Origin of the sequence: Pseudomonas sp. KSR10 (assembly GCF_022355455.1) — a bacterium.
In the GTDB taxonomy this organism is placed as follows: Bacteria; Pseudomonadota; Gammaproteobacteria; order Pseudomonadales; family Pseudomonadaceae; genus Stutzerimonas; species Stutzerimonas stutzeri_E.
Genome location: NZ_JAKOEN010000011.1, coordinates 216699 through 234835, shown reverse-complemented (window position 1 = coordinate 234835; position 18137 = coordinate 216699). Strand labels below are relative to the sequence as shown.

Below are 18137 nucleotides of genomic sequence, written 5' to 3'. Positions count from 1 at the left end.
ACAACGAAAAGGAGCGGACCTTGCGCATACATTTGGTGCTTGTGGCAATGCTGTTGCTGGCTGGCTGCGCCGGGCAGATTGTGCCCGCACCCCCGTCCTATGCACTGTCGAGTCAGGATTCTGAACTGACCCGACAAGTCGATTCGCTGGCCGCGCGCCAGCCGGTCGGGCATTCTGGCTTCCGCCTGCTGCCGACCAGTGCCGAAGCGTTCGCGGCGCGGGTGAGGATGATTCGGGCGGCCGAGACCAGCCTTGACGTGCAGTACTACATCGTTCACGACGGCCTCAGCACCCGGGCGCTGATCGATGAATTGCTCGAGGCTGCCGACCGCGGCGTCAGGGTCCGTCTGCTCCTCGATGACACCGCCAGCGATGGCAGCGATTACCAGATCGCAACCCTGGCGGCGCATCCGAACATCCTTATCCGCGTATTCAACCCGTTGCATCTCGGCCGCAGCAACTTCATCACCCGCTCCCTCGGGCGGCTGCTGCACCTCTCGCAACAGCACCGACGCATGCACAACAAGTTAATGCTGGCCGACAGCAGCCTCGCCATCGTCGGTGGTCGCAACCTCGGCGACGAATATTTCGATGCCGACAAAGGCCTGAACTTCACCGACATCGACCTGCTCGGTGCCGGACCGGTTGCCCGGCAGCTGGCGATTAGCTTCGACCAATACTGGAACCATCCGCTTAGCATCCCTATTCAGCACTTTCTGCGCAGCCCGCCTCGTACCGAGGCATTGGATGAGGCCCGTCGGCAGATCACACGCTATCTCGACGCCGAGCGGCAGAAGGACCCGCGACGCTACTATCATCTGATGGCCGATCTGGAGGGACCGGCGTCCACGCAGTGGTTGCAGGATCTGATCTGGGCGCCCGGAGAGGCGATGTGGGATCACCCGGATAAGATCAACGCCAGCGGGATTCCCGATGAGCACCTGCTGTTGACCGCTCGCCTGCGCCCGAGCATGGAAGCCGTAACCCGCGAGATGACGCTGATTTCCGCTTATTTCGTCCCCACGGAGGACGGCGTGGACTACCTCAGTCGCCAGGCCGAGAGTGGTGTAGCAATCCGCATCCTGACCAATTCTCTGGAAGCGACTGACGTGCCTCTGGTCCATGGCGGTTATGCGCCCTATCGTCGCCCACTGCTCGAGGCGGGGGTGCGGTTGTTCGAGCTGCGCCGGCAACCCGATCAAGAGGCCTCGTACAACCTGGGCGGCGAGTCGGAGTCGAGCTTGCACAGCAAGGCCGCGGTGTTCGACCGGCAGGAAGTCTTCCTCGGCTCGTTGAATTTCGATCCTCGTTCGATTCTCTGGAATACCGAAGTCGGCGTCCTGATCAAAAGTCGCGAGCTGGCCAGCGAGGTACAGCGGCTGACCCTCGAAGGCACCTCGCCCACCGTGAGCTACGAAGTGCGGCTGGTCGAGGTTGACGGCCGCAAGCGACTGGCCTGGATTGCCGAAGACAACGAGCGACGCAAGGTGTTGCTGAATGAGCCCGGCGGCACCTGGCGGCGGATCAATGCCTGGTTCAGCCAGCTTATCGGGCTGGAGCGAATGCTCTAGGCGACAGCGGCACATCGACAGCGTTTCATGGCGATCCGGCCAAGATTGCCGGCCAAATGGCCGCTCCGCTTGATTTCACCCCTTCGAGTGATACCAAGATGCCTTCAGCTGGATAGGCTGCCGTACCGATGCCGAGTACGGCACATTGCTTCTATAAGAATAAAAAAGGAGCGCGACATGCATCGCAGATGGATATGGATGGCGGTTGTACTGGCGAGCTGGTTCCCAGCACTGCTCAACTCTGCGCAGGCGCAGACGTTCACCGCGCTGGAAAGCATGCAGATTCATGCCAACCGAGCCACCAGCAGCCTCCTTCTCTACCGCGGCGAAGGCTTTCAGAAAGCACACCTGGCCCGCATGGAAAGCGACCTCAAGGCGCTGGCCGACACCGTAGACAACTTCCCCGGCGCCAGCAACGAACTGCGCGAACTGCATCAGGCCTTGCAGGCCACACTGCGCGAGGGAGCAGGCTTCGGTTACGAAGAAGACGATGTGCCCTGGGGCTGGCCGTTGCACATGAGCAAGGCGCTGCGCGACTTCCTGACGGCGGTGCGCAGCCAGCAGGGCGCCGATGTCCGCGCCGAACTGCCCGCCAAGGTGGAATACCTGACCGTTCAGTACCTGAGCCGTGCCTACGTCGGCTCCTTCGAAACCGCCCGGGAGCAACCGGACACTTACCTCGGCCAGGATGAACGGCTCCTGGTGCCTTCGATCGACAAGCAGCTCGCCGCCTTGGACGGCCAGTCGAATCCGGCTATCGCCAAGCTGAAGACCCGCTGGGATTTTCTCAAGGTGGCGCTCGAAGACATGAACAGTGGCAACAACAGTTTCAACACGGCCTCGGGCCGGGCCTTTGCGCCGATCATGGTTGATCGCCATGCCCGCAGCCTCAGCGATCAGTGGATGGCGCTCGCGCCGGATTAAACGTTCAGGCGTCGATCGGACGCTGGCGCAGCCGTACCGGCCCGACCCGGGCCTCGATGGCCTGACGCAGCGGCTCACGCAGGCCGAGCATGAAACCCAGTTCAGCCGCGACGAACAATGGCCCGATGATCAACCCGCTCAGATCATCGACGAACGCCGGCTTGCGCCCTTCGAAGTAATGCCCGACGAACTGGAAGATCCAACCCACCACGAACAACCCGATCCCCGCGCTCAGCCAAAGCGTCGTCGACGCCTGCGCCAGCTGCGCGCCGATCCAGACGCAAAGTAATAGCAGGGCCCCCATGAGTACGCCGAAGCGTAAGTCCAACCGCAGATAGAACAAGGTGGCGCCCACTGCAACCGCAGCAACCGGACTCAACCAAAGCCCGGAAACCTCTACGCCGGGTCGCGACAGCAGGACCGCGACGGCCAGCACGATCATCGGGATGCCGATGAAATGCGTGAGCAGATTGCGCGGATCACGGTGATAAGCGGCGTACTGCGCCAGGTGATCAGTCAGGGTTTTCATGGGTGCGCTCCGGAAGGCCTTGTGCTGCAAGCTTAGCCAGCCTGTCGATCTGTAGGGGGGCCGCCTATGGTAGATGGCTGCCAAAGGCCAAGGCGCTTGTGCCAACACACCATTAACCCGCTAGGGCTCGGGGCGGTAGCCCAATCGCAGGCCACCCCAATGACGGTTGCCCACCATGATCGGCACCGACAGGTCATGCATCAGCTCACCGGTGTCGCGGCTGTAGGTCTGCAGTAGCACCTTGCGCTGGTGGCTGCCGCAGCGCCCACCGGTGCGGTCATTGAACAGCCGCTTGCTGCGACTCTTGACCTTATCGATCTCCGGGTCGCCAACCGGGGGCTGACTGAAGGCGCGGTTGTGGGTCGGTACGTAGCCGTCCGGTGTAGTCGCGATGGCATAGACCAGCGCATCGTTACGCTCGAGCAGTGGCTCCTGAATCGCCGGCAGGACTTCGTCGGCATAGCGGTCGAAGCGGGTGCTGTAGCGAACCGGATTGGTCCCCGGCTGCGCCTGGTAATTGCGATCGAAAAGGTCATCGAGCGTGAGCCGTCCGGCTTGCAGATCAGCCTCGAAACGCGCACCGATGGCGGCTGCGCCTTCACGCGCCAGGTCAAAGATGCTCTGGTGATAGTCATCGAGCTGCACTTCGGCGAGCTGCTCGCTGACGGCTTCTGCCTGACCGACGAGAGCTTCTGCCGCCTGTTCCAGCTGGCGAGTCTGAGCTTCGCTCTCCAGCGCGTCTCCGCGCAGTTGGTCCAGCGCCACGAACAGCTGTGCGAGCCGCTCATGGTTATTGGCCGTGCCGGAGGTGATTTCCGCCACCTGGGTTTCGACATTGCCGGCCAGGTCGGCGATACCGCTGAGCTGGGTCCCGGTACCGGCGATCTGCGCCGCGGCTTCGTCGAGTTCGCTTGCCTGTTTCTGGATGTGGCTCACCACCGCCCCGCTCTGTTCACGGATATCGCTGACCATCCGCCCGACTTCGTCGGTGGCACTGCTGGTACGCCCAGCGAGGTTGCGCACCTCGTCGGCTACCACCGCAAAGCCGCGTCCAGCCTCTCCGGCACGCGCAGCCTCGATCGCGGCGTTGAGCGCAAGCAGGTTGGTCTGGCTGGCGATGGACTGGATCACATCGGTGATTCGTCGTATTTCTTCAGTGCGCGCCGAGAGCCCGTCGAGCAGCTCACGACTGGCTTGGGTCTGCGCGCTGAGCGCCTGCATACGCTCGATTGCATGCTGCAGCTCGGCGCGCCCGCTGTCGCTGCTACGGCGGACGGCTTCCGCGGCTTCCAGCGCCTGGCGGGCCCGGGAGGCACTGCCCTGCTCGGTCGCAGTCATCGCTTCTGCGCCATTGGCAACCTCACTGATCGCTGTCAGCTGCGACTGCAGGCGCGCGGCCAACTGCTCGGCGCTAAACGATACTTGCGCGGCCGATAGTGCGTTGTGACAGGTATGACGAGAAAGGCTCTTGCTCAGCGCGGCGGAGCTCTGCAGGCCGGTATCGACCGAAGCGGGGGCGGTGCTACCGGCACGCCATGGACCTAGCCAGGGCCACAGAGCGAGCAGCATGATCGAGATCACGGTCAGATAGAACGGCAGTCCCATCCAGTCATGAAACAACAACAGCCCCAGCAAGGCGGCTGCGTGCAGCAGGCAGGCCTTGGGGTGAAGGCGGAAGGAAGGGCGCATCGGTGGCCTCTTGTTTTCATCCGATAAAAAGGTGTTGTACCACCTCTGCCACCCATGAACATTGTTCCTTGGTGGCAAACGGCTTTTACCGGGCGATAAAAACGATGTGCAAGCGTTTTTTATCGCCCGGAAGGCCGGGTTTACCGGGTTAACGGCCGTATACCGCCAATCTTCAATCGCGCTGACGCTGCTGATACCAGGCTCGCTTCGCCTCAGCGCGACGCATCCGGCGCCGTCAGCGGCAGCCCGAGCTGCACCCGTCGCCGCAGCCAGGGGCTGGGGCGATAGCGAGGCTCATGGCCGTAGCAGGTTTGCATGCCTTCCAGAATGTTGAGAATTCGAGCGGGGTTGTAATAATCGGCGAACCCCAGCGGGCCCTTCGGATAGCCGAGCGCAAGCGTCACGGCGCGGTCGAGGGTCTCTGGCGAGGCAATGCCCTTTTGTGCGATCTCACAGCCAAGGTTGACGATGCTGGCGACGATTCTCTGGCTGACGAAGCCTGGAGAATCGTTGATCACCTCGACCGGCACCCCATCGGCTCCCAGCGCCTGGCGCGCCTGGGCCTCAAGCGCCGGATCCAGCGCGGGCTGGCGCATCAGCACGCGGCGCTTGTCGAGGTCACTGAACAGGTCCAGGGCGATGGTGCGCACCGCCGGCAGCGCCAGGCGCTCGATGCAGTTGCTGGCATCCTCACCCAGTGGAGTGATCAGACAGATCGCTTGGCTCGACGGTTCGGCGCCCTCTTCAAGCAGCGCACCGGCCTGCTGCAGTATCGAGCCGAGATAATTGCGTACTTCGGGCTCGATGCTGTCGAGCCAAAACGGCCGATCGATGGTGACCGTCTCGAAGCGAGGCTCCGGCGGGCGGATCTGCTGGCCATCCTCGTAACGGTAGAAACCCTGACCGGTCTTGCGACCGAGCAAGCCTCCTGCCACCCGCTGCGCGGCGAGGTAAGACGGCGTATAGCGCGGATCGTAGTAGAACTGGTCGTGCACCGACTCCATCACCGCATGGGAGACGTCCAGGCCAGTCAGGTCGAACAGCTCGAACGGCCCCATACGAAAGCCGGGGCCATCGCGCAGGATGCGGTCGATCTGCTCCGGCGTGGCGATCCCCTCGCTGAGGATCCGCTGGGCCTCGGTACCATATGCACGGCCGGCATGGTTGACCAGAAAACCGGGCGTGTCCGGGGTGATGGCGGGGAAGTGTCCGGCGTGCTCGGCCAATTGCACCAGACGGTCGATCACGCCCGGATCGGTGCGCTCGCCACGGACCACTTCGACCAGTTTCATCAACGTCACTGGGTTAAAGAAATGGTAGCCCGCCACCCGCTCGGGACGGGCGCAGGCACTGGCGATGCGGGTCACCGAGAGGGACGAGGTATTGGTCGCGAGCACGGCTTCCTCAGCGACCAGCCCTTCGAGCTCAACGAACAGACTCTGTTTGGCCTCGAGATTCTCGACGATGGCTTCGATCAGCAAATCGCAGGCGGATAGCTCGGCCAGTTGATGAGCCGGCTGCATGCGCGCCAGAATCGCAGTCAACTCATCGGCACTCAAGCGGCCCTTGGCGACACTGCGTTCGAGCAGTTCACGGTTGAATTGCAGGGCTTGCTCGATGGCTTCGGGGCGACTGTCGTACAGCCAGACCTGCTGGCCGGCGCTGGCGAATAATTGCGCGATACCGCGCCCCATGGCGCCGGCGCCGATGATGCCAATACGGGAAAACATGCGAACCTCCTCAATGGATGGCGTTGCGTCTACCTGAACCGATCCTCGCATTCCGCAGTGCGAAATGACATTCCGCCTTTATTGACCAAGAGCCTAAAGACTGCCAGTCTGCTTAGCAAGCCATCCGTGACCAACCACCATGCCCACTTCCGACTATTCACCCGCACAGTTGCAGCAGGTCCATGCTTCCGTGACCGGATTCTTTCAAGATGTCGGCTGCGAGCTGCTGGCCTATGAACCACAGCATGCCACCCTCGCACTGGATCTACTGCCGCGGCACCTGAACAATGCCAGCAACATGCACGGCGGCGTCATGGCGACCCTGATAGATGTCGCCATGGGCTTATGCGGCACCTGGGAGGCGGACCCGACGGAACGCCGAGTCGCATTAACCCTGTCGATGAACATCAACTTCAGCGCCCCCGCCGCTGCGGGTAGCCGGATCAGAGCCGTCGCCCGGTGCCGCTCCGCCGGGCAGAAAGTATTCATGGCCAGCTGCGACCTGCTGGATGAAGGGGACCGGCTGATTGCCTTCGGCGAAGGTGTATTCAAGCGTGGCGCCCGACGGCGCGAGCTGCCTGCCTAGATGACCGTGCTATTGCCACTGGCGCTGCTGTTCGAGCTCCTGGCATTGCTCACCCAACTGCAGCCGCTGAGCGTCATCAGCGGCACCTTGCTGGTACTGTTCTTTGTCCGCCATTGGCGTTCGCTGATGCCCTATCCGCGGCGGCTCGGGATGGTCACTTTGGCCGTGCTCGGTTACTGGCTGCTGTCTGACGAGGCGAACTGGCAACAGGGCGCGCGTCTGTTGTCGTCGGCGGCGTATTACGCGGCCTTCATCGGCGCTCTGGGCTTGATGCACTGCTTGGTCAAGCGCCTGAAACAGCTCAGCGAGCTGCATCGCCTGCTGCTGTCAGGGCCGCGCGCGTGGCTCTATCCCGGCTACCTGATGAGTACCTTCGCAATCAGCTCGGTGCTCAGCTTCGGCATGCTCAACCTGATTTGCGGATCATTGGAGAGCCACCTCGAGCGCCGCCCGTATAGCGACAGCCAACGTCGCGAAGGCCGCCGCGGCGTTATGGTCACCGCGCTGCGCGGGTTCGCCCTGGTCCCGTTGCTGGCACCCACCAGCGTCGCGGTGGCGATTCTGACCCGCGAACTTCCCGGTCTGAGCTGGAGCACCTTGCTACCGTTCGGCCTGCTCGGCGGCCTGCTTCTACTGCTGTTCGGCTGGCCAACCGAAAACCGTCGCCTGCTACAACTGACCGACCAGCCGCCCGTCGAGCCCGGGGCGGATTCACGCCAGGCCAGTGGCAGCTTGCGCGGGCTGCTCTTTGGCAGCCTGATTGGCATCCTACTGATCGCCCTGCTCGCAGCGCTGACCTGGCTGTCCGCCACCCAGGCCGCCATGCTGCTGGTGCCGATGGCGGTGATCGTGATCCTGTTCTGGCAAGGGATCGCGCCGCGGCAAGTGTTCAGCGAGGTCAGCGAAACACTCATCGGCATGCGCAACGAGACTTTCATTTTCGCCAGCGCGGCCTTGCTCGCCGGCCTCGTCGCGGCGGTTCTGCCGGTGCATCATCTGGCAGACCAGCTCGGCAGTACACCGTTGGCGCTGTTCGCACTGGGGGCCTTCGGTGCACTGGCGGTGATGGCGCTGGCGTTGCTCGGTGTCGCCCCGCTGATTTCGCTGAATCTGTGTGCGGCCCTGCTGGCGCAGCTGGCGAGCCAGGGCCTGGCGGTGATGCAACCGGCGGTAGCGCTGCTGTTCGGCTTTTCCCTGGCGATGCTGCTCTCGCCATACGGCCCCTCAGCCTTGCTGCTGGCACGTCACGCCCAGCTGTCGCCCTGGCGCATCGCTGTCGGTTGGAACGGCCGTTTCGTGCTCAGGGTTCTGCTCCCGCTACTGTTGATACCGCTGCTGGCGTGAGCATCGGGCCTCACATCCAGCCGTATTCGGCCATGGACAATGGCTCGTCATCGCCGACGATGAAGTGATCGAGCACTCGCACGTCGACCAGCGCCAGCGCATCGGTCAGTTTACGGGTCAGTTGCCGATCGGCCTGGCTCGGCTCAGCGACACCCGAGGGGTGATTGTGGGTCAGAATGACCGCCGCCGCATTCTGCGCCAGCGCCCGCTTGACCACCTGCCGCGGGTAGACGCTGGCCCCGTCGATGGTGCCGTGAAACAGCACTTCGAAGGCCAACACCCGGTGCTTCGAATCGAGGAACAGGCAGGCGAACAGCTCATGCGGCTCGTGCCGCAACCGCGCCTTGAGGTAGTCACGCACCGCCTGTGGACTTTCCAGTGCAGAGTCGCGGCGAATACGCTCGGCCAGATGCCGTCGGGCCATTTCCAGCACCGCCTGCAGTTGAGCGAATTTGGCCGGGCCCAAGCCCAGGTGACCACTGAACTGCTCGAGATCGCTTTCGAGCAGCGCCCGCAGACTGCCGAACTCACTGAGCAGATGCCTCGCCAGATCCACCGCGCTTTTGCCAGCCACGCCGGTGCGTAGAAAAATGGCCAGCAGCTCCGCATCCGACAGGGCCATCGCACCCTGCTGGAGGAGTTTTTCCCGCGGTCGTTCCGCCGCAGGCCAATCACGAATGCTCATGTCACCTCCTTGTCGAGCGTGGCCCTCGTCCGCTGAGGGCGCTGTGCTATCTTAGCGGCCTTTTATTCACGGTACCCGGCCCCTGCCGGAACCAGTTCTCACCCGTAACAAGGCAGGCCTATGCAGCGGCTTTATCGTAAACGCATCGTCCTGGGCGTCGGCGGCGGCATCGCTGCTTACAAGAGTGCCGAGCTGGTTCGCCGGCTCCGCGACCAGGGCGCCGAAGTCCGCGTCGTGATGACCAGCGGCGGTCGCGAATTCATCACCCCGCTGACACTCCAGGCCCTTTCCGGCCACCCGGTCCATCTGGACCTACTCGATCCGGCCGCTGAAGCCGCCATGGGCCATATCGAGCTGGCACGCTGGGCGGACCTGGTGCTGATCGCACCCACCACGGCCGATCTGATGGCGCGCCTGGCGCAGGGCGTTGCCAACGATCTGCTGACGACGTTGGTGCTGGCCACCAATGCGCCCATCGCCCTGGCCCCGGCAATGAACCAGGCAATGTGGGCTGATCCTGCGACCCAGGCCAACCGCGTTTTGCTGCAGCAGAGGGGCATACGCCTGTTTGGTCCCGCGTCCGGCAGCCAGGCCTGCGGCGACGTCGGCATGGGCCGCATGCTGGAAGCGGACGATCTGGCCCAGGCAGCTGCCGACTGCTTCGAGCGCAGCCTGTTGACCGGGCTGCATCTGCTGATCACCGCCGGGCCGACTCAGGAAAATATCGACCCGGTGCGCTACATCACCAATCACAGCTCCGGCAAGATGGGCTTCGCCCTGGCCGAAGCCGCCGCCGAAGCCGGCGCCCGGGTAACGCTGGTAGCCGGCCCGGTGTTCCTGCCGACACCCGACCGCGTACAACGCGTCGACGTGGTCAGCGCTCGCGATATGCTTACCGCCTGCGAAGCCGCCATGCCCTGTGACCTGTTCATTGCCGCGGCCGCCGTCGCCGATTACCGCCCGGAAATGATCGCACCGCACAAGTTGAAGAAAGACCCCAGCAAAGGTGACGGCTTACTCCTGCAGATGGTCCGCAATCCCGATATTCTCGCCACGCTGGCCGGCCGCGAAGACCGCCCGTTCAGCGTCGGCTTCGCCGCTGAAACCGAGAATCTACTGGAGTACGCAACGCGCAAACTGCGGGACAAGAACTTGGATCTCATCGTAGCCAACGACGTGGCCAACCCCAGCATCGGCTTCAACAGCGAAGAAAACGCCGTGACGGTCATCGACCGTCAGCAGCACGAAACCCGCTTCAGCCAGGCCAGCAAGGGGCATATTGCCCGTCAACTGATTGCCTTTATCGCCGACCGCTTCCACCAGGCCTGACCGACCATGCACAAACTCCAAGCGAAAATCCTCGATCCACGCCTCGGCCGGGATTTTCCCCTGCCTGAATACGCCACCAGCGGCTCCGCAGGGCTCGATCTGCGCGCCATGCTGCAAAACGACACCATGCTCGAGCCGGGCCAGACCCTGCTGATTCCCACCGGCCTGTCGATTCATATCGCCGATCCGAACCTGGCAGCGCTGGTATTGCCGCGTTCGGGGCTTGGACACAAGCATGGGATCGTGCTCGGCAATCTGGTCGGGTTGATCGATTCGGACTACCAGGGAGAGCTGATGGTGTCCTGCTGGAACCGCGGCCAGACGCCCTTCAATATCGCAGTAGGCGAGCGCATCGCGCAGCTGATGTTGGTGCCGGTGATCCAGGCACAGTTCGAACTGGTCAACGAGTTTGACAGCAGTGACCGTGGCGCTGGCGGCTTCGGCCACTCTGGTAGCCACTGATTCAGATTCGCTTTTTCAGGACGATCGAGGAGCTCCATGAAACTCTTCAAGCGCACCGCCAGGGACGCCGGTGTATTCAACCCCGCCGAAACAACATCATCACAACGTCGCCGTAGCGCCGGTCTGGGGACGCTGCTACCAGGCGTGCTACCCGGCTTGCTGGGACTCGTCGTCGCTGGCGTGCTGCTCTGGATCGCTTATCAATCCAGCCAGAAAGAACATGCGTCCGAGCTGGTCCAGGCCTGGGGCCAGAGCCAGGCTTCGGCAGTCGAGCAGGCGCTGCAGCAGCTTGCAGAGGACACCCAGGCGGCGGCTCGGGACCCTCAATTGCTCGAGGCCCTGCGCAGCGAACAACCCGAACGGGTGCGGGCGGCCGAGCGTGAACTGAGCTATCGCGACGGCGTGGTCGATGCACATATCAACCTGCGCGGCCGGGCCCAACAGAATACGGGGCGCCAGGCCCCTCTGAACTTCGCCGCACTCGACCTGCTGCAACGGGCGGAAAACGGTACCCCACCGCCGCCCGAGGCGTTCCGGGTCGGTAAACAATGGTTGCTGTACAGCGCCGTAGCACTGCGCTCCAACCCGCAACAGCCGGCCGAAGGCACTTTGCTGCTGGTGACCAGCCTGGATCGTTTCCTGGCTACGCTGCCGAAGCTGCCCGCCAACGCCGGCCAACTGCGGCTGGTTCAGCAATTCAGCAACAGCCCCGCGCAACTGCTCGCCCAACGCGGCGGTGCGGGCCTGGAAAGCGAGGCTATCAGCCTGCCTTCGGCCAATCCGAACTGGAAGCTCAGCTTTCTGCCCGGCGCAGCGCTGAGTACCACGACGCTGCCTCCGCTTCTGCTGCTGGCCGCGGCTCTCGCAGCACTCGGTGGCCTTTTGCTGGGCCTGCAACTGGTACTGAGCACGCAGCAGCGAAGGCTTCGCGACGATGTCATGCATTTGGGTCGAATGGTCCAGGAACTCTCCGCCGGCAGAACCATCAAAACACCGACTTTGAGCCTGCCGGCGCTCGACGCGCTGGCCAAGAGTCTGGTTCGCCTGCCGCTGCGAACCGCCGGAACGGTGACGACCAAAGCCTCTGCCACACCGCAGCCGGCAGCTCAGCAATCCCAATCCACCGAGTACGTCGACCCTTTGTACCAGGACACCGATATTCTCGACATCGACATTCTCGACGAGGACCAGGACTGGCTTGGCCTCGATCCCAAGGAGCGAGAAACCGCAATGAGTGCCCCCAAAGCCCCGCAACTGCCTGCCAGCATCTTTCGTGCTTACGATATCCGTGGCGTAGTCGGTGACACCTTGACCAACGACACCGCCTACTGGATAGGCCGCGCGGTCGGTTCCGAAAGCCTGGCTAAAGGCGAGCCGAATGTGTCGGTCGGCCGCGATGGCCGTCTGTCCGGCCCAGAGCTGGTCGAACACCTTATCCAAGGCCTTGTGGACAGCGGGTGCAGCGTCAGTGATGTCGGTATGGTGCCCACCCCTGTGCTCTACTACGCGGCCAACGTTCTGGCCGGCAAGTCCGGGGTGATGCTCACCGGCAGCCACAACCCACCGGATTACAACGGGTTCAAGATCGTCATCGCCGGCGACACTCTGGCCAACGAGCAGATTCAGGCTCTGCGCCAGCGCATCGAAACCGGCAACCTCAGCGAAGGCGTTGGCCAGGCCGAACAGGTTGACGTACTGGAGAGCTATTTCAAACGTATCCGCGACGACATCGCCCTGGCCAAGCCGCTCAGGGTAGTGGTCGACTGCGGCAACGGCGTCGCCGGCGTCATCGCGCCGCAGCTGATCGAAGCCCTGGGTTGCACCGTCATCCCGCTGTTCTGCGATGTAGACGGAAACTTCCCCAACCATCACCCGGACCCGGGCAAGCTGGAAAACCTCGAAGACCTGATCGCCAAGGTCAAATCGGAAAACGCCGACCTGGGCCTGGCCTTCGACGGCGACGGTGACCGTGTCGGCGTGGTGACCAATGCCGGCACCGTGGTCTTCCCTGATCGCCTGCTGATGCTGTTCGCCAAGGACGTGGTGTCACGCAACCCGGGTGCGGACATTATCTTCGACGTCAAATGCACGCGCCGCCTGACGCCATTGATCAGCGGTTACGGCGGTCGTCCGGTGATGTGGAAAACCGGCCATTCGCTGATCAAGAAAAAGATGAAGGAAACCGGCGCCCTGCTCGCGGGCGAGATGAGCGGCCATATCTTTTTCAAGGAGCGCTGGTACGGCTTCGACGACGGCATCTATAGCGCCGTTCGCTTGCTGGAGATTCTCAGCCAGGACAAGCGCAATGCCGAACAGGTGTTCTCGGCATTCCCCAACGACCTGTCCACCCCGGAGATCAACATCAAGGTCACCGAGGAAAGCAAGTTCACCATCATCGACGCGTTGCACCGCGACGCCCATTGGGGTGAGGCCAACATCACCACGCTCGACGGCGTGCGTGTCGACTATCCAAAAGGCTGGGGGCTGGTCCGCGCTTCCAACACCACGCCGGTGCTGGTGCTGCGTTTCGAGGCTGAAAACGAGGAAGAGCTCAAACGCATACAGGAAGTCTTCCGCGCCCAGCTTTATACTGTCGCGCCTGATCTCACCCTGCCGTTCTGACCTGCGGAGCCCTGCATGACCCTCAGCCGTGAAGCCGCCACCCAATTCGCCCAGGTTCTATCCGAAGCATTGCCCTATATTCGCCGGTTCGTCGGCAAGACGCTGGTCATCAAGTACGGCGGTAATGCGATGGAAAGCGAGGAGCTGAAAACCGGCTTCGCCCGCGACATCGTGCTGATGAAGGCGGTGGGCATCAATCCGGTGGTGGTGCACGGCGGCGGCCCGCAGATTGGCGATCTGCTCAAGCGCCTCAACATCGAAAGCCACTTCATCGACGGCATGCGGGTCACCGACAGCCAGACCATGGACGTGGTGGAGATGGTACTCGGCGGGCAGGTTAACAAGAGCATCGTCAGCCTGATCAACCAGCACGGCGGCGCGGCCATCGGCCTGACCGGCAAGGACGCAAAACTGATCCGCGCGAAGAAGCTCAGGGCGACCCGTCAGACACCGGAGATGACCTCACCGGAGATCATCGACATCGGCCATGTCGGCGAAGTCACTGGCGTCAACACCGAGCTGCTGGAGATGCTGGTTCATGGCAACTTCATTCCGGTTATTGCCCCGATCGGTGTCGGCGCTGATGGCGAGTCGTACAATATCAACGCCGACCTGGTCGCCGGCAAAGTGGCCGAAGCATTGAGAGCCGAGAAGCTGATGCTGCTGACCAACATTGCCGGCCTGATGGACAAGCAGGGTCAGGTACTGACTGGGTTGACCACGACGCAAGTCGACGAACTGATCGCCGATGGCACCATCTACGGCGGCATGCTGCCGAAGATCCGCTGCGCACTCGAAGCGGTGCAGGGCGGGGTACACAGTGCCCATATCATCGATGGTCGCGTACCCAACGCAGTGCTGCTGGAGATCTTCACCGACATTGGTGTCGGCACGCTGATCACCAACCGCAAGTAGCTTTCGGGCCACCAATAGAAACCCCAGCCTTCTTTGAAGCGCTGGGGTTTTTATTTTCGGCTTGCTCGCGGATCTATTCCGATTGCCCGAGCAGCTCGCCGAGCCGCTGGCGTTCTTTAGCGAAACTGACCTCAGCCTGCGTGCGGGCCTGCTTGTAGCGATCGATGTCACGCCGCAGACTGGCTTGTTCCTTGTTGAGGTTATGGATCTGAGTCAGCAGCTGTTTGGGCACCTCTCGACCGGCGCGCTCGTGATTCGCAGCCTCCCTCTGCAGATTGGCCTGCTGATCGCGCAACGACTGCAAATTGCCGTGGGTGATACCGATTACGCTGTCGAGCTCCGACAGCTTTCGCACCTTGGCGCGCTCGACATCTTCGACGCTGGCATACAAACGCAGCAGCTGGGCATCCGAGCTGGCGCGCGCCTTGGCTTCGAGCAAGCGCTGGCGCTCTTCCGGGGTAGGTGCAGGCGGCACCACCCTGGTCACGCGACCTTGGTCATTGAGCACCTCATAACCCTTGCCGATATGCTGGGGCGGAACGCCTTGACGATTGAGCACCACGACACCCTTGTCATCGACATAGCGATACAGGTCAGCTTGCGCAACCGCCGCTCCCAACAGACCCAACAGCAACAGCGCGCGGCTCCCTCTATGCATATTCCAGCCTCTTCCGTATTCGGTGCGTTCGGCACAGCCACTCGAAACGCCTGATTCTTTTAATGTCCGAAGGGACTCAGCTTATACAAAACCCGTCACACTCGTGCAGCAATAAGCACACCAACTGAGCGACCGACCTGTATGAGCTGCCGCCACGCAGAGATCGCCCGATCCATAATCGCGCGGATATGGCCAGAACGAAGCGCGCGCTCAGCTTCGATTTTTGAAAAAATCAAACGGAAAATCCGCACCACCACTCGATTTTGAGACGCGAACCGTCGCAATTCGTCAGTTGCTGACAAAAGCAGACCAGCAGACTGGATAACCTCCAAGGCGATCACACACGACCACGTCTTCGAAGCCGATGACTGATCGGCGCAAAGCTTAGATCCCGTACTGATCGCGGTACGCTTCAACCGCCGGCAGGTGCTGACTGAGCTGCGGATCCTGAGCCAGAAACTCCAGCACCTGAGCCAACGAAACAATGCTCACCACGGGCATGCCATAGTCCTGCTCAACTTCCTGAATGGCCGATAACTCGCCCTGACCACGCTCTTGTCGATTGAGCGCGATCAGCACGCCAGCCGCTTCCGCGCCTTGGGCACGAATGATCTGCATGACCTCACGGATCGCCGTGCCGGCGGTAATCACATCATCGACAATCAGCACGCGACCAGCGAGTGGCGACCCCACCAGGGTGCCGCCTTCGCCATGATCCTTGGCTTCTTTGCGGTTGAAACACCAGGGCAGATCGCGTTGATGATGTTCGGCCAGCGAAATCGCCGTCGCTGCCGCAAGGGGAATGCCCTTGTACGCCGGACCGAAGATCACGTCGAAATCGATACCGCTGTCAGCCACGGCGGCTGCATAGAAGCGCCCCAGTTGCGCCAGCGCCGAGCCGGTATTGAACAAACCGGCATTGAAGAAATAGGGGCTGGTGCGCCCGGATTTCAGAGTGAACTCACCGAAGCGCAGAACCCCGCGCTCGATGGCGAAGCGAATGAAGTCGCGCTGGTACGCCTGCATGAAGAATATTCCCGGAAGACACTGGCTTAGCTAATTGCGAAGAGCTTGGGTTATCATACACGCACGTGTTTTTAGGGGCCATTTATGCGGATCATCAGCGTCAACGTGAATGGCATTCAAGCGGCGGCACAGCGGGGTCTTCTCAGCTGGCTGCAAGCGCAGAATGCCGATGTCATCTGCCTGCAGGATACCCGCGCCTCCGTAGTAGAACTCGATGATCCGGCCTACCAGCTCGACGGCTATTTCCTCTATACCGTCGACGCTGAAATCCCGGAACAGGGTGGCGTTGCGCTTTACTCCCGACTGCAGCCCAAGGCCGTAATCATGGGGCTCGGTTTCGAAACGGCCGACCGTTACGGTCGCTACCTCCAGGCCGACTTCGACAAGGTCAGCATCGCCAGTCTGCTGTTGCCAACCGGCCGCGGCGGCGATGAAGACCTGAACCAGAAATTCAAGTTCATGGACGACTTTGCCCACTACCTGGACAAACAACGTCGCAAGCGTCGCGAATACATTTATTGCGGCTCGCTGTACGTGGCTCACCAGAAGCTGGACGTGAAGAATTGGCGCGACTGTCAGCAGGCCACCGGCTTCCTGGCGCCTGAGCGCGCCTGGCTCGACGAGATATTCGGCAACATGGGTTATGTCGACGCCCTGCGTGAAGCCAGCCGGGAGGGCGACCTCTACAGTTGGTGGCCTGACACCGAGCAGGCGCAGATGCTCAATCTGGGCTGGCGCTTCGATTACCAGATCCTCACCTCAGGCATGCGCCGCTTCGTGCGTAACGCCCGTCTGCCCCGGCAGCCGCGCTTTTCCCAGCACGCCCCGCTGGTGGTGGATTACGACTGGACCCTGAGCCTTTAAGCCCAAGCTGGACGCTGCCGGAAAGCGCAGGGCCGTCTACCCGGTTCTTTCTTCGTCTATAGACAGACGCCAGCGTTCATTTGACGATCCGCCAGCAAAACGGGTAGCGATAAGGCTTGCCTCCATTGGCACGGATGCCGGCAATCACCACTAGCACCAACGCTACCACGCTGATCAACGCCATCAGCGGAAAACCGATCAGGATCCAGGCCAGCACGCCGCAGATCATCAGCAGAATGCTGAAGGTGATCTGGAAGTTCAGTGCCTCCTTGCCTTGCTCGTCGACAAAAGGATCCATGTCCTTCTTCAGCTGCCAGACGATAAGCGGCCCCAGCACGTTGCCGATCATCGGCACCAGAAACCAGAAGAACGCCGAGTAATGACAGAACATCGCCCACTGCCGCGCTTGCGAAGAGGGTTGAGGTATCAGCTCCTGACCAGACATGGCGTTCTCCTTTCTCAGATCAATCGGCGAGCGCGGCCAACTGCAGCGCAAATAGCTCTTTCATGCCTTCTTGCGCCAACGCGAGCATGGCGTTGAGCTCTTCCGGCTGGAACGGCGCGCCTTCGGCAGTGCCCTGCACCTCGATGAAACCACCGGCACTGGTCATCACCACGTTCAGGTCGGTTTCGGCTGCCGAATCTTCCAGATAATCCAGATCGAGCACCGGCTCGCCCTGGTACATACCCACCGAAACCGCCGCGACCATCTGTTTGAGCGGATCGCCGCCTTTCAGTCCGCCGCGTTTCTTCAACAGCTTCAGGGCATCGACGAGCGCCACCATCGCGCCGGTAATCGAAGCAGTGCGGGTACCGCCATCGGCCTGAATGACATCGCAGTCGATGTAGATGGTGTTCTCGCCCAGCTTGCTCATATCCAGCGATGCACGCAGCGAACGCCCAATCAGCCGCTGGATTTCCAAGGTGCGACCGCCCTGTTTGCCACGGCTGGCTTCGCGCTGGTTACGCTCGCCCGTGGCGCGGGGCAGCATGCCGTACTCGGCGGTCAACCAGCCTTGCCCCTGCCCCTTGAGAAAACGCGGCACGCCGTTCTCGATGCTGGCGGTGCAGATCACCTTAGTATCACCGAACTCCACCAGCACCGACCCCTCGGCATGTTTGGTGTAATTGCGCGTGATGCGGATCGAACGCAGCTGGTCGGCGGTGCGGCCACTGGGTCGTTTCATGAGGCTTGTCCTGCTT

18 protein-coding genes are annotated in these 18137 nt (G+C 62.1%); 9 read left to right on the top strand and 9 right to left on the bottom strand.

Features of this window, described 5'->3' with window-relative positions:
- Positions 1 to 20 precede the first annotated feature (20 nt).
- The gene (locus MCB86_RS04930) at positions 21 to 1571 is read left to right on the top strand and encodes a phospholipase D family protein (protein ID WP_045160398.1); all 1551 of its coding nucleotides are present in this window, start codon (positions 21 to 23) and stop codon (positions 1569 to 1571) included.
- A gap of 198 nt (positions 1572 to 1769) precedes the next feature.
- Positions 1770 to 2495: a hypothetical protein gene (locus tag MCB86_RS04925; protein ID WP_045160397.1), complete on the top strand. Its 726-nt coding sequence runs from the start codon at positions 1770 to 1772 to the stop codon at positions 2493 to 2495.
- A gap of 4 nt (positions 2496 to 2499) precedes the next feature.
- Here the strand turns inward: MCB86_RS04925 and MCB86_RS04920 are convergent, their stop codons facing one another.
- The 3 genes from MCB86_RS04920 to MCB86_RS04910 all read right to left on the bottom strand — a co-directional run bounded on the left by MCB86_RS04920 (position 2500) and on the right by MCB86_RS04910 (position 6443).
- Complete coding sequence (locus MCB86_RS04920) at positions 2500 to 3024, bottom strand: Mpo1-like protein (protein ID WP_045160396.1); 525 nt, start codon at positions 3022 to 3024, stop codon at positions 2500 to 2502.
- A 120-nt stretch (positions 3025 to 3144) separates the two neighbouring features.
- Complete coding sequence (locus MCB86_RS04915) at positions 3145 to 4713, bottom strand: methyl-accepting chemotaxis protein (RefSeq protein WP_239610135.1); 1569 nt, start codon at positions 4711 to 4713, stop codon at positions 3145 to 3147.
- Positions 4714 to 4925: 212 nt separating this feature from the next.
- Entirely contained in the window at positions 4926 to 6443 is a 1518-nt protein-coding gene (locus MCB86_RS04910) for a 3-hydroxyacyl-CoA dehydrogenase (RefSeq protein WP_239610132.1), read from the bottom strand.
- Between the two features lie 139 nt (positions 6444 to 6582).
- Here MCB86_RS04910 and MCB86_RS04905 point away from each other — a divergent pair, with 139 nt between their 5' ends.
- Together MCB86_RS04905 and MCB86_RS04900 are read left to right on the top strand one after the other, a co-directional pair.
- Entirely contained in the window at positions 6583 to 7029 is a 447-nt protein-coding gene (locus MCB86_RS04905) for a PaaI family thioesterase (RefSeq protein WP_239610130.1), read from the top strand.
- Positions 7030 to 8373, top strand: coding sequence for a hypothetical protein (locus tag MCB86_RS04900; RefSeq protein WP_239610128.1), 1344 nt, complete (start codon positions 7030 to 7032; stop codon positions 8371 to 8373).
- A 10-nt stretch (positions 8374 to 8383) separates the two neighbouring features.
- Here MCB86_RS04900 and radC read toward each other — a convergent pair whose 3' ends face one another.
- Positions 8384 to 9058 carry a DNA repair protein RadC gene (radC, locus tag MCB86_RS04895; protein WP_045160391.1) on the bottom strand — a complete coding sequence of 225 codons (675 nt, stop codon included), beginning with the start codon at positions 9056 to 9058 and terminating at the stop codon, positions 8384 to 8386.
- A 120-nt stretch (positions 9059 to 9178) separates the two neighbouring features.
- Here radC and coaBC point away from each other — a divergent pair, with 120 nt between their 5' ends.
- The 4 genes from coaBC (at position 9179) to argB (ending at position 14386) form a co-directional block, all read left to right on the top strand.
- Complete coding sequence (gene coaBC / locus MCB86_RS04890) at positions 9179 to 10387, top strand: bifunctional phosphopantothenoylcysteine decarboxylase/phosphopantothenate--cysteine ligase CoaBC (RefSeq protein ID WP_239610127.1); 1209 nt, start codon at positions 9179 to 9181, stop codon at positions 10385 to 10387.
- Between the two features lie 6 nt (positions 10388 to 10393).
- Entirely contained in the window at positions 10394 to 10849 is a 456-nt protein-coding gene (gene dut, locus MCB86_RS04885; RefSeq protein ID WP_239610125.1) for a dUTP diphosphatase, read from the top strand.
- 1230 nt (positions 10850 to 12079) lie between these two features.
- On the top strand, positions 12080 to 13471 hold the full coding sequence (algC, locus tag MCB86_RS04880) for a phosphomannomutase/phosphoglucomutase (protein ID WP_239610274.1): 1392 nt from the start codon (positions 12080 to 12082) through the stop codon (positions 13469 to 13471).
- 15 nt (positions 13472 to 13486) lie between these two features.
- Positions 13487 to 14386 carry an acetylglutamate kinase gene (gene argB, locus MCB86_RS04875; RefSeq protein WP_239610123.1) on the top strand — a complete coding sequence of 300 codons (900 nt, stop codon included), beginning with the start codon at positions 13487 to 13489 and terminating at the stop codon, positions 14384 to 14386.
- 73 nt (positions 14387 to 14459) lie between these two features.
- Here argB and MCB86_RS04870 read toward each other — a convergent pair whose 3' ends face one another.
- The 3 genes from MCB86_RS04870 to pyrE form a co-directional block, all read right to left on the bottom strand.
- Positions 14460 to 15044, bottom strand: a complete 585-nt coding sequence (locus MCB86_RS04870; RefSeq protein WP_239610121.1) for a DUF4124 domain-containing protein — start codon at positions 15042 to 15044, stop codon at positions 14460 to 14462.
- 95 nt (positions 15045 to 15139) lie between these two features.
- Complete coding sequence (locus MCB86_RS04865) at positions 15140 to 15385, bottom strand: hypothetical protein (protein ID WP_239610119.1); 246 nt, start codon at positions 15383 to 15385, stop codon at positions 15140 to 15142.
- A gap of 43 nt (positions 15386 to 15428) precedes the next feature.
- Positions 15429 to 16070 carry an orotate phosphoribosyltransferase gene (gene pyrE, locus MCB86_RS04860; protein WP_239610117.1) on the bottom strand — a complete coding sequence of 214 codons (642 nt, stop codon included), beginning with the start codon at positions 16068 to 16070 and terminating at the stop codon, positions 15429 to 15431.
- 84 nt (positions 16071 to 16154) lie between these two features.
- Here pyrE and MCB86_RS04855 point away from each other — a divergent pair, with 84 nt between their 5' ends.
- The gene (locus MCB86_RS04855; protein WP_045160384.1) at positions 16155 to 16934 is read left to right on the top strand and encodes an exodeoxyribonuclease III; all 780 of its coding nucleotides are present in this window, start codon (positions 16155 to 16157) and stop codon (positions 16932 to 16934) included.
- 76 nt (positions 16935 to 17010) lie between these two features.
- On the opposite strand, the gene MCB86_RS04850 is transcribed toward MCB86_RS04855, so the two are convergent.
- The gene (locus MCB86_RS04850) at positions 17011 to 17379 is read right to left on the bottom strand and encodes a DUF4870 domain-containing protein (protein WP_239610114.1); all 369 of its coding nucleotides are present in this window, start codon (positions 17377 to 17379) and stop codon (positions 17011 to 17013) included.
- Between the two features lie 19 nt (positions 17380 to 17398).
- Positions 17399 to 18121: a ribonuclease PH gene (rph, locus tag MCB86_RS04845; protein ID WP_045160382.1), complete on the bottom strand. Its 723-nt coding sequence runs from the start codon at positions 18119 to 18121 to the stop codon at positions 17399 to 17401.
- Positions 18122 to 18137 lie beyond the last annotated feature (16 nt).

Bases quoted from the DNA above. Each gene is read 5' to 3' on its own strand.
- rph (WP_045160382.1), bottom strand. From the start codon at position 18,121: ATGAAACGACCCAGTGGCCGCACCGCCGACCAGCTGCGTTCGATCCGC.
- dut (WP_239610125.1), top strand. From the start codon at position 10,394: ATGCACAAACTCCAAGCGAAAATCCTCGATCCACGCCTCGGCCGGGAT.
- argB (WP_239610123.1), top strand. From the start codon at position 13,487: ATGACCCTCAGCCGTGAAGCCGCCACCCAATTCGCCCAGGTTCTATCC.
- MCB86_RS04905 (WP_239610130.1), top strand. From the start codon at position 6,583: ATGCCCACTTCCGACTATTCACCCGCACAGTTGCAGCAGGTCCATGCT.
- MCB86_RS04850 (WP_239610114.1), bottom strand. From the start codon at position 17,379: ATGTCTGGTCAGGAGCTGATACCTCAACCCTCTTCGCAAGCGCGGCAG.
- MCB86_RS04920 (WP_045160396.1), bottom strand. From the start codon at position 3,024: ATGAAAACCCTGACTGATCACCTGGCGCAGTACGCCGCTTATCACCGT.
- MCB86_RS04915 (WP_239610135.1), bottom strand. From the start codon at position 4,713: ATGCGCCCTTCCTTCCGCCTTCACCCCAAGGCCTGCCTGCTGCACGCA.
- pyrE (WP_239610117.1), bottom strand. From the start codon at position 16,070: ATGCAGGCGTACCAGCGCGACTTCATTCGCTTCGCCATCGAGCGCGGG.
- algC (WP_239610274.1), top strand. From the start codon at position 12,080: ATGAGTGCCCCCAAAGCCCCGCAACTGCCTGCCAGCATCTTTCGTGCT.
- MCB86_RS04870 (WP_239610121.1), bottom strand. From the start codon at position 15,044: ATGCATAGAGGGAGCCGCGCGCTGTTGCTGTTGGGTCTGTTGGGAGCG.
- MCB86_RS04910 (WP_239610132.1), bottom strand. From the start codon at position 6,443: ATGTTTTCCCGTATTGGCATCATCGGCGCCGGCGCCATGGGGCGCGGT.
- MCB86_RS04855 (WP_045160384.1), top strand. From the start codon at position 16,155: ATGCGGATCATCAGCGTCAACGTGAATGGCATTCAAGCGGCGGCACAG.
- MCB86_RS04900 (WP_239610128.1), top strand. From the start codon at position 7,030: ATGACCGTGCTATTGCCACTGGCGCTGCTGTTCGAGCTCCTGGCATTG.
- MCB86_RS04925 (WP_045160397.1), top strand. From the start codon at position 1,770: ATGGCGGTTGTACTGGCGAGCTGGTTCCCAGCACTGCTCAACTCTGCG.
- radC (WP_045160391.1), bottom strand. From the start codon at position 9,058: ATGAGCATTCGTGATTGGCCTGCGGCGGAACGACCGCGGGAAAAACTC.
- coaBC (WP_239610127.1), top strand. From the start codon at position 9,179: ATGCAGCGGCTTTATCGTAAACGCATCGTCCTGGGCGTCGGCGGCGGC.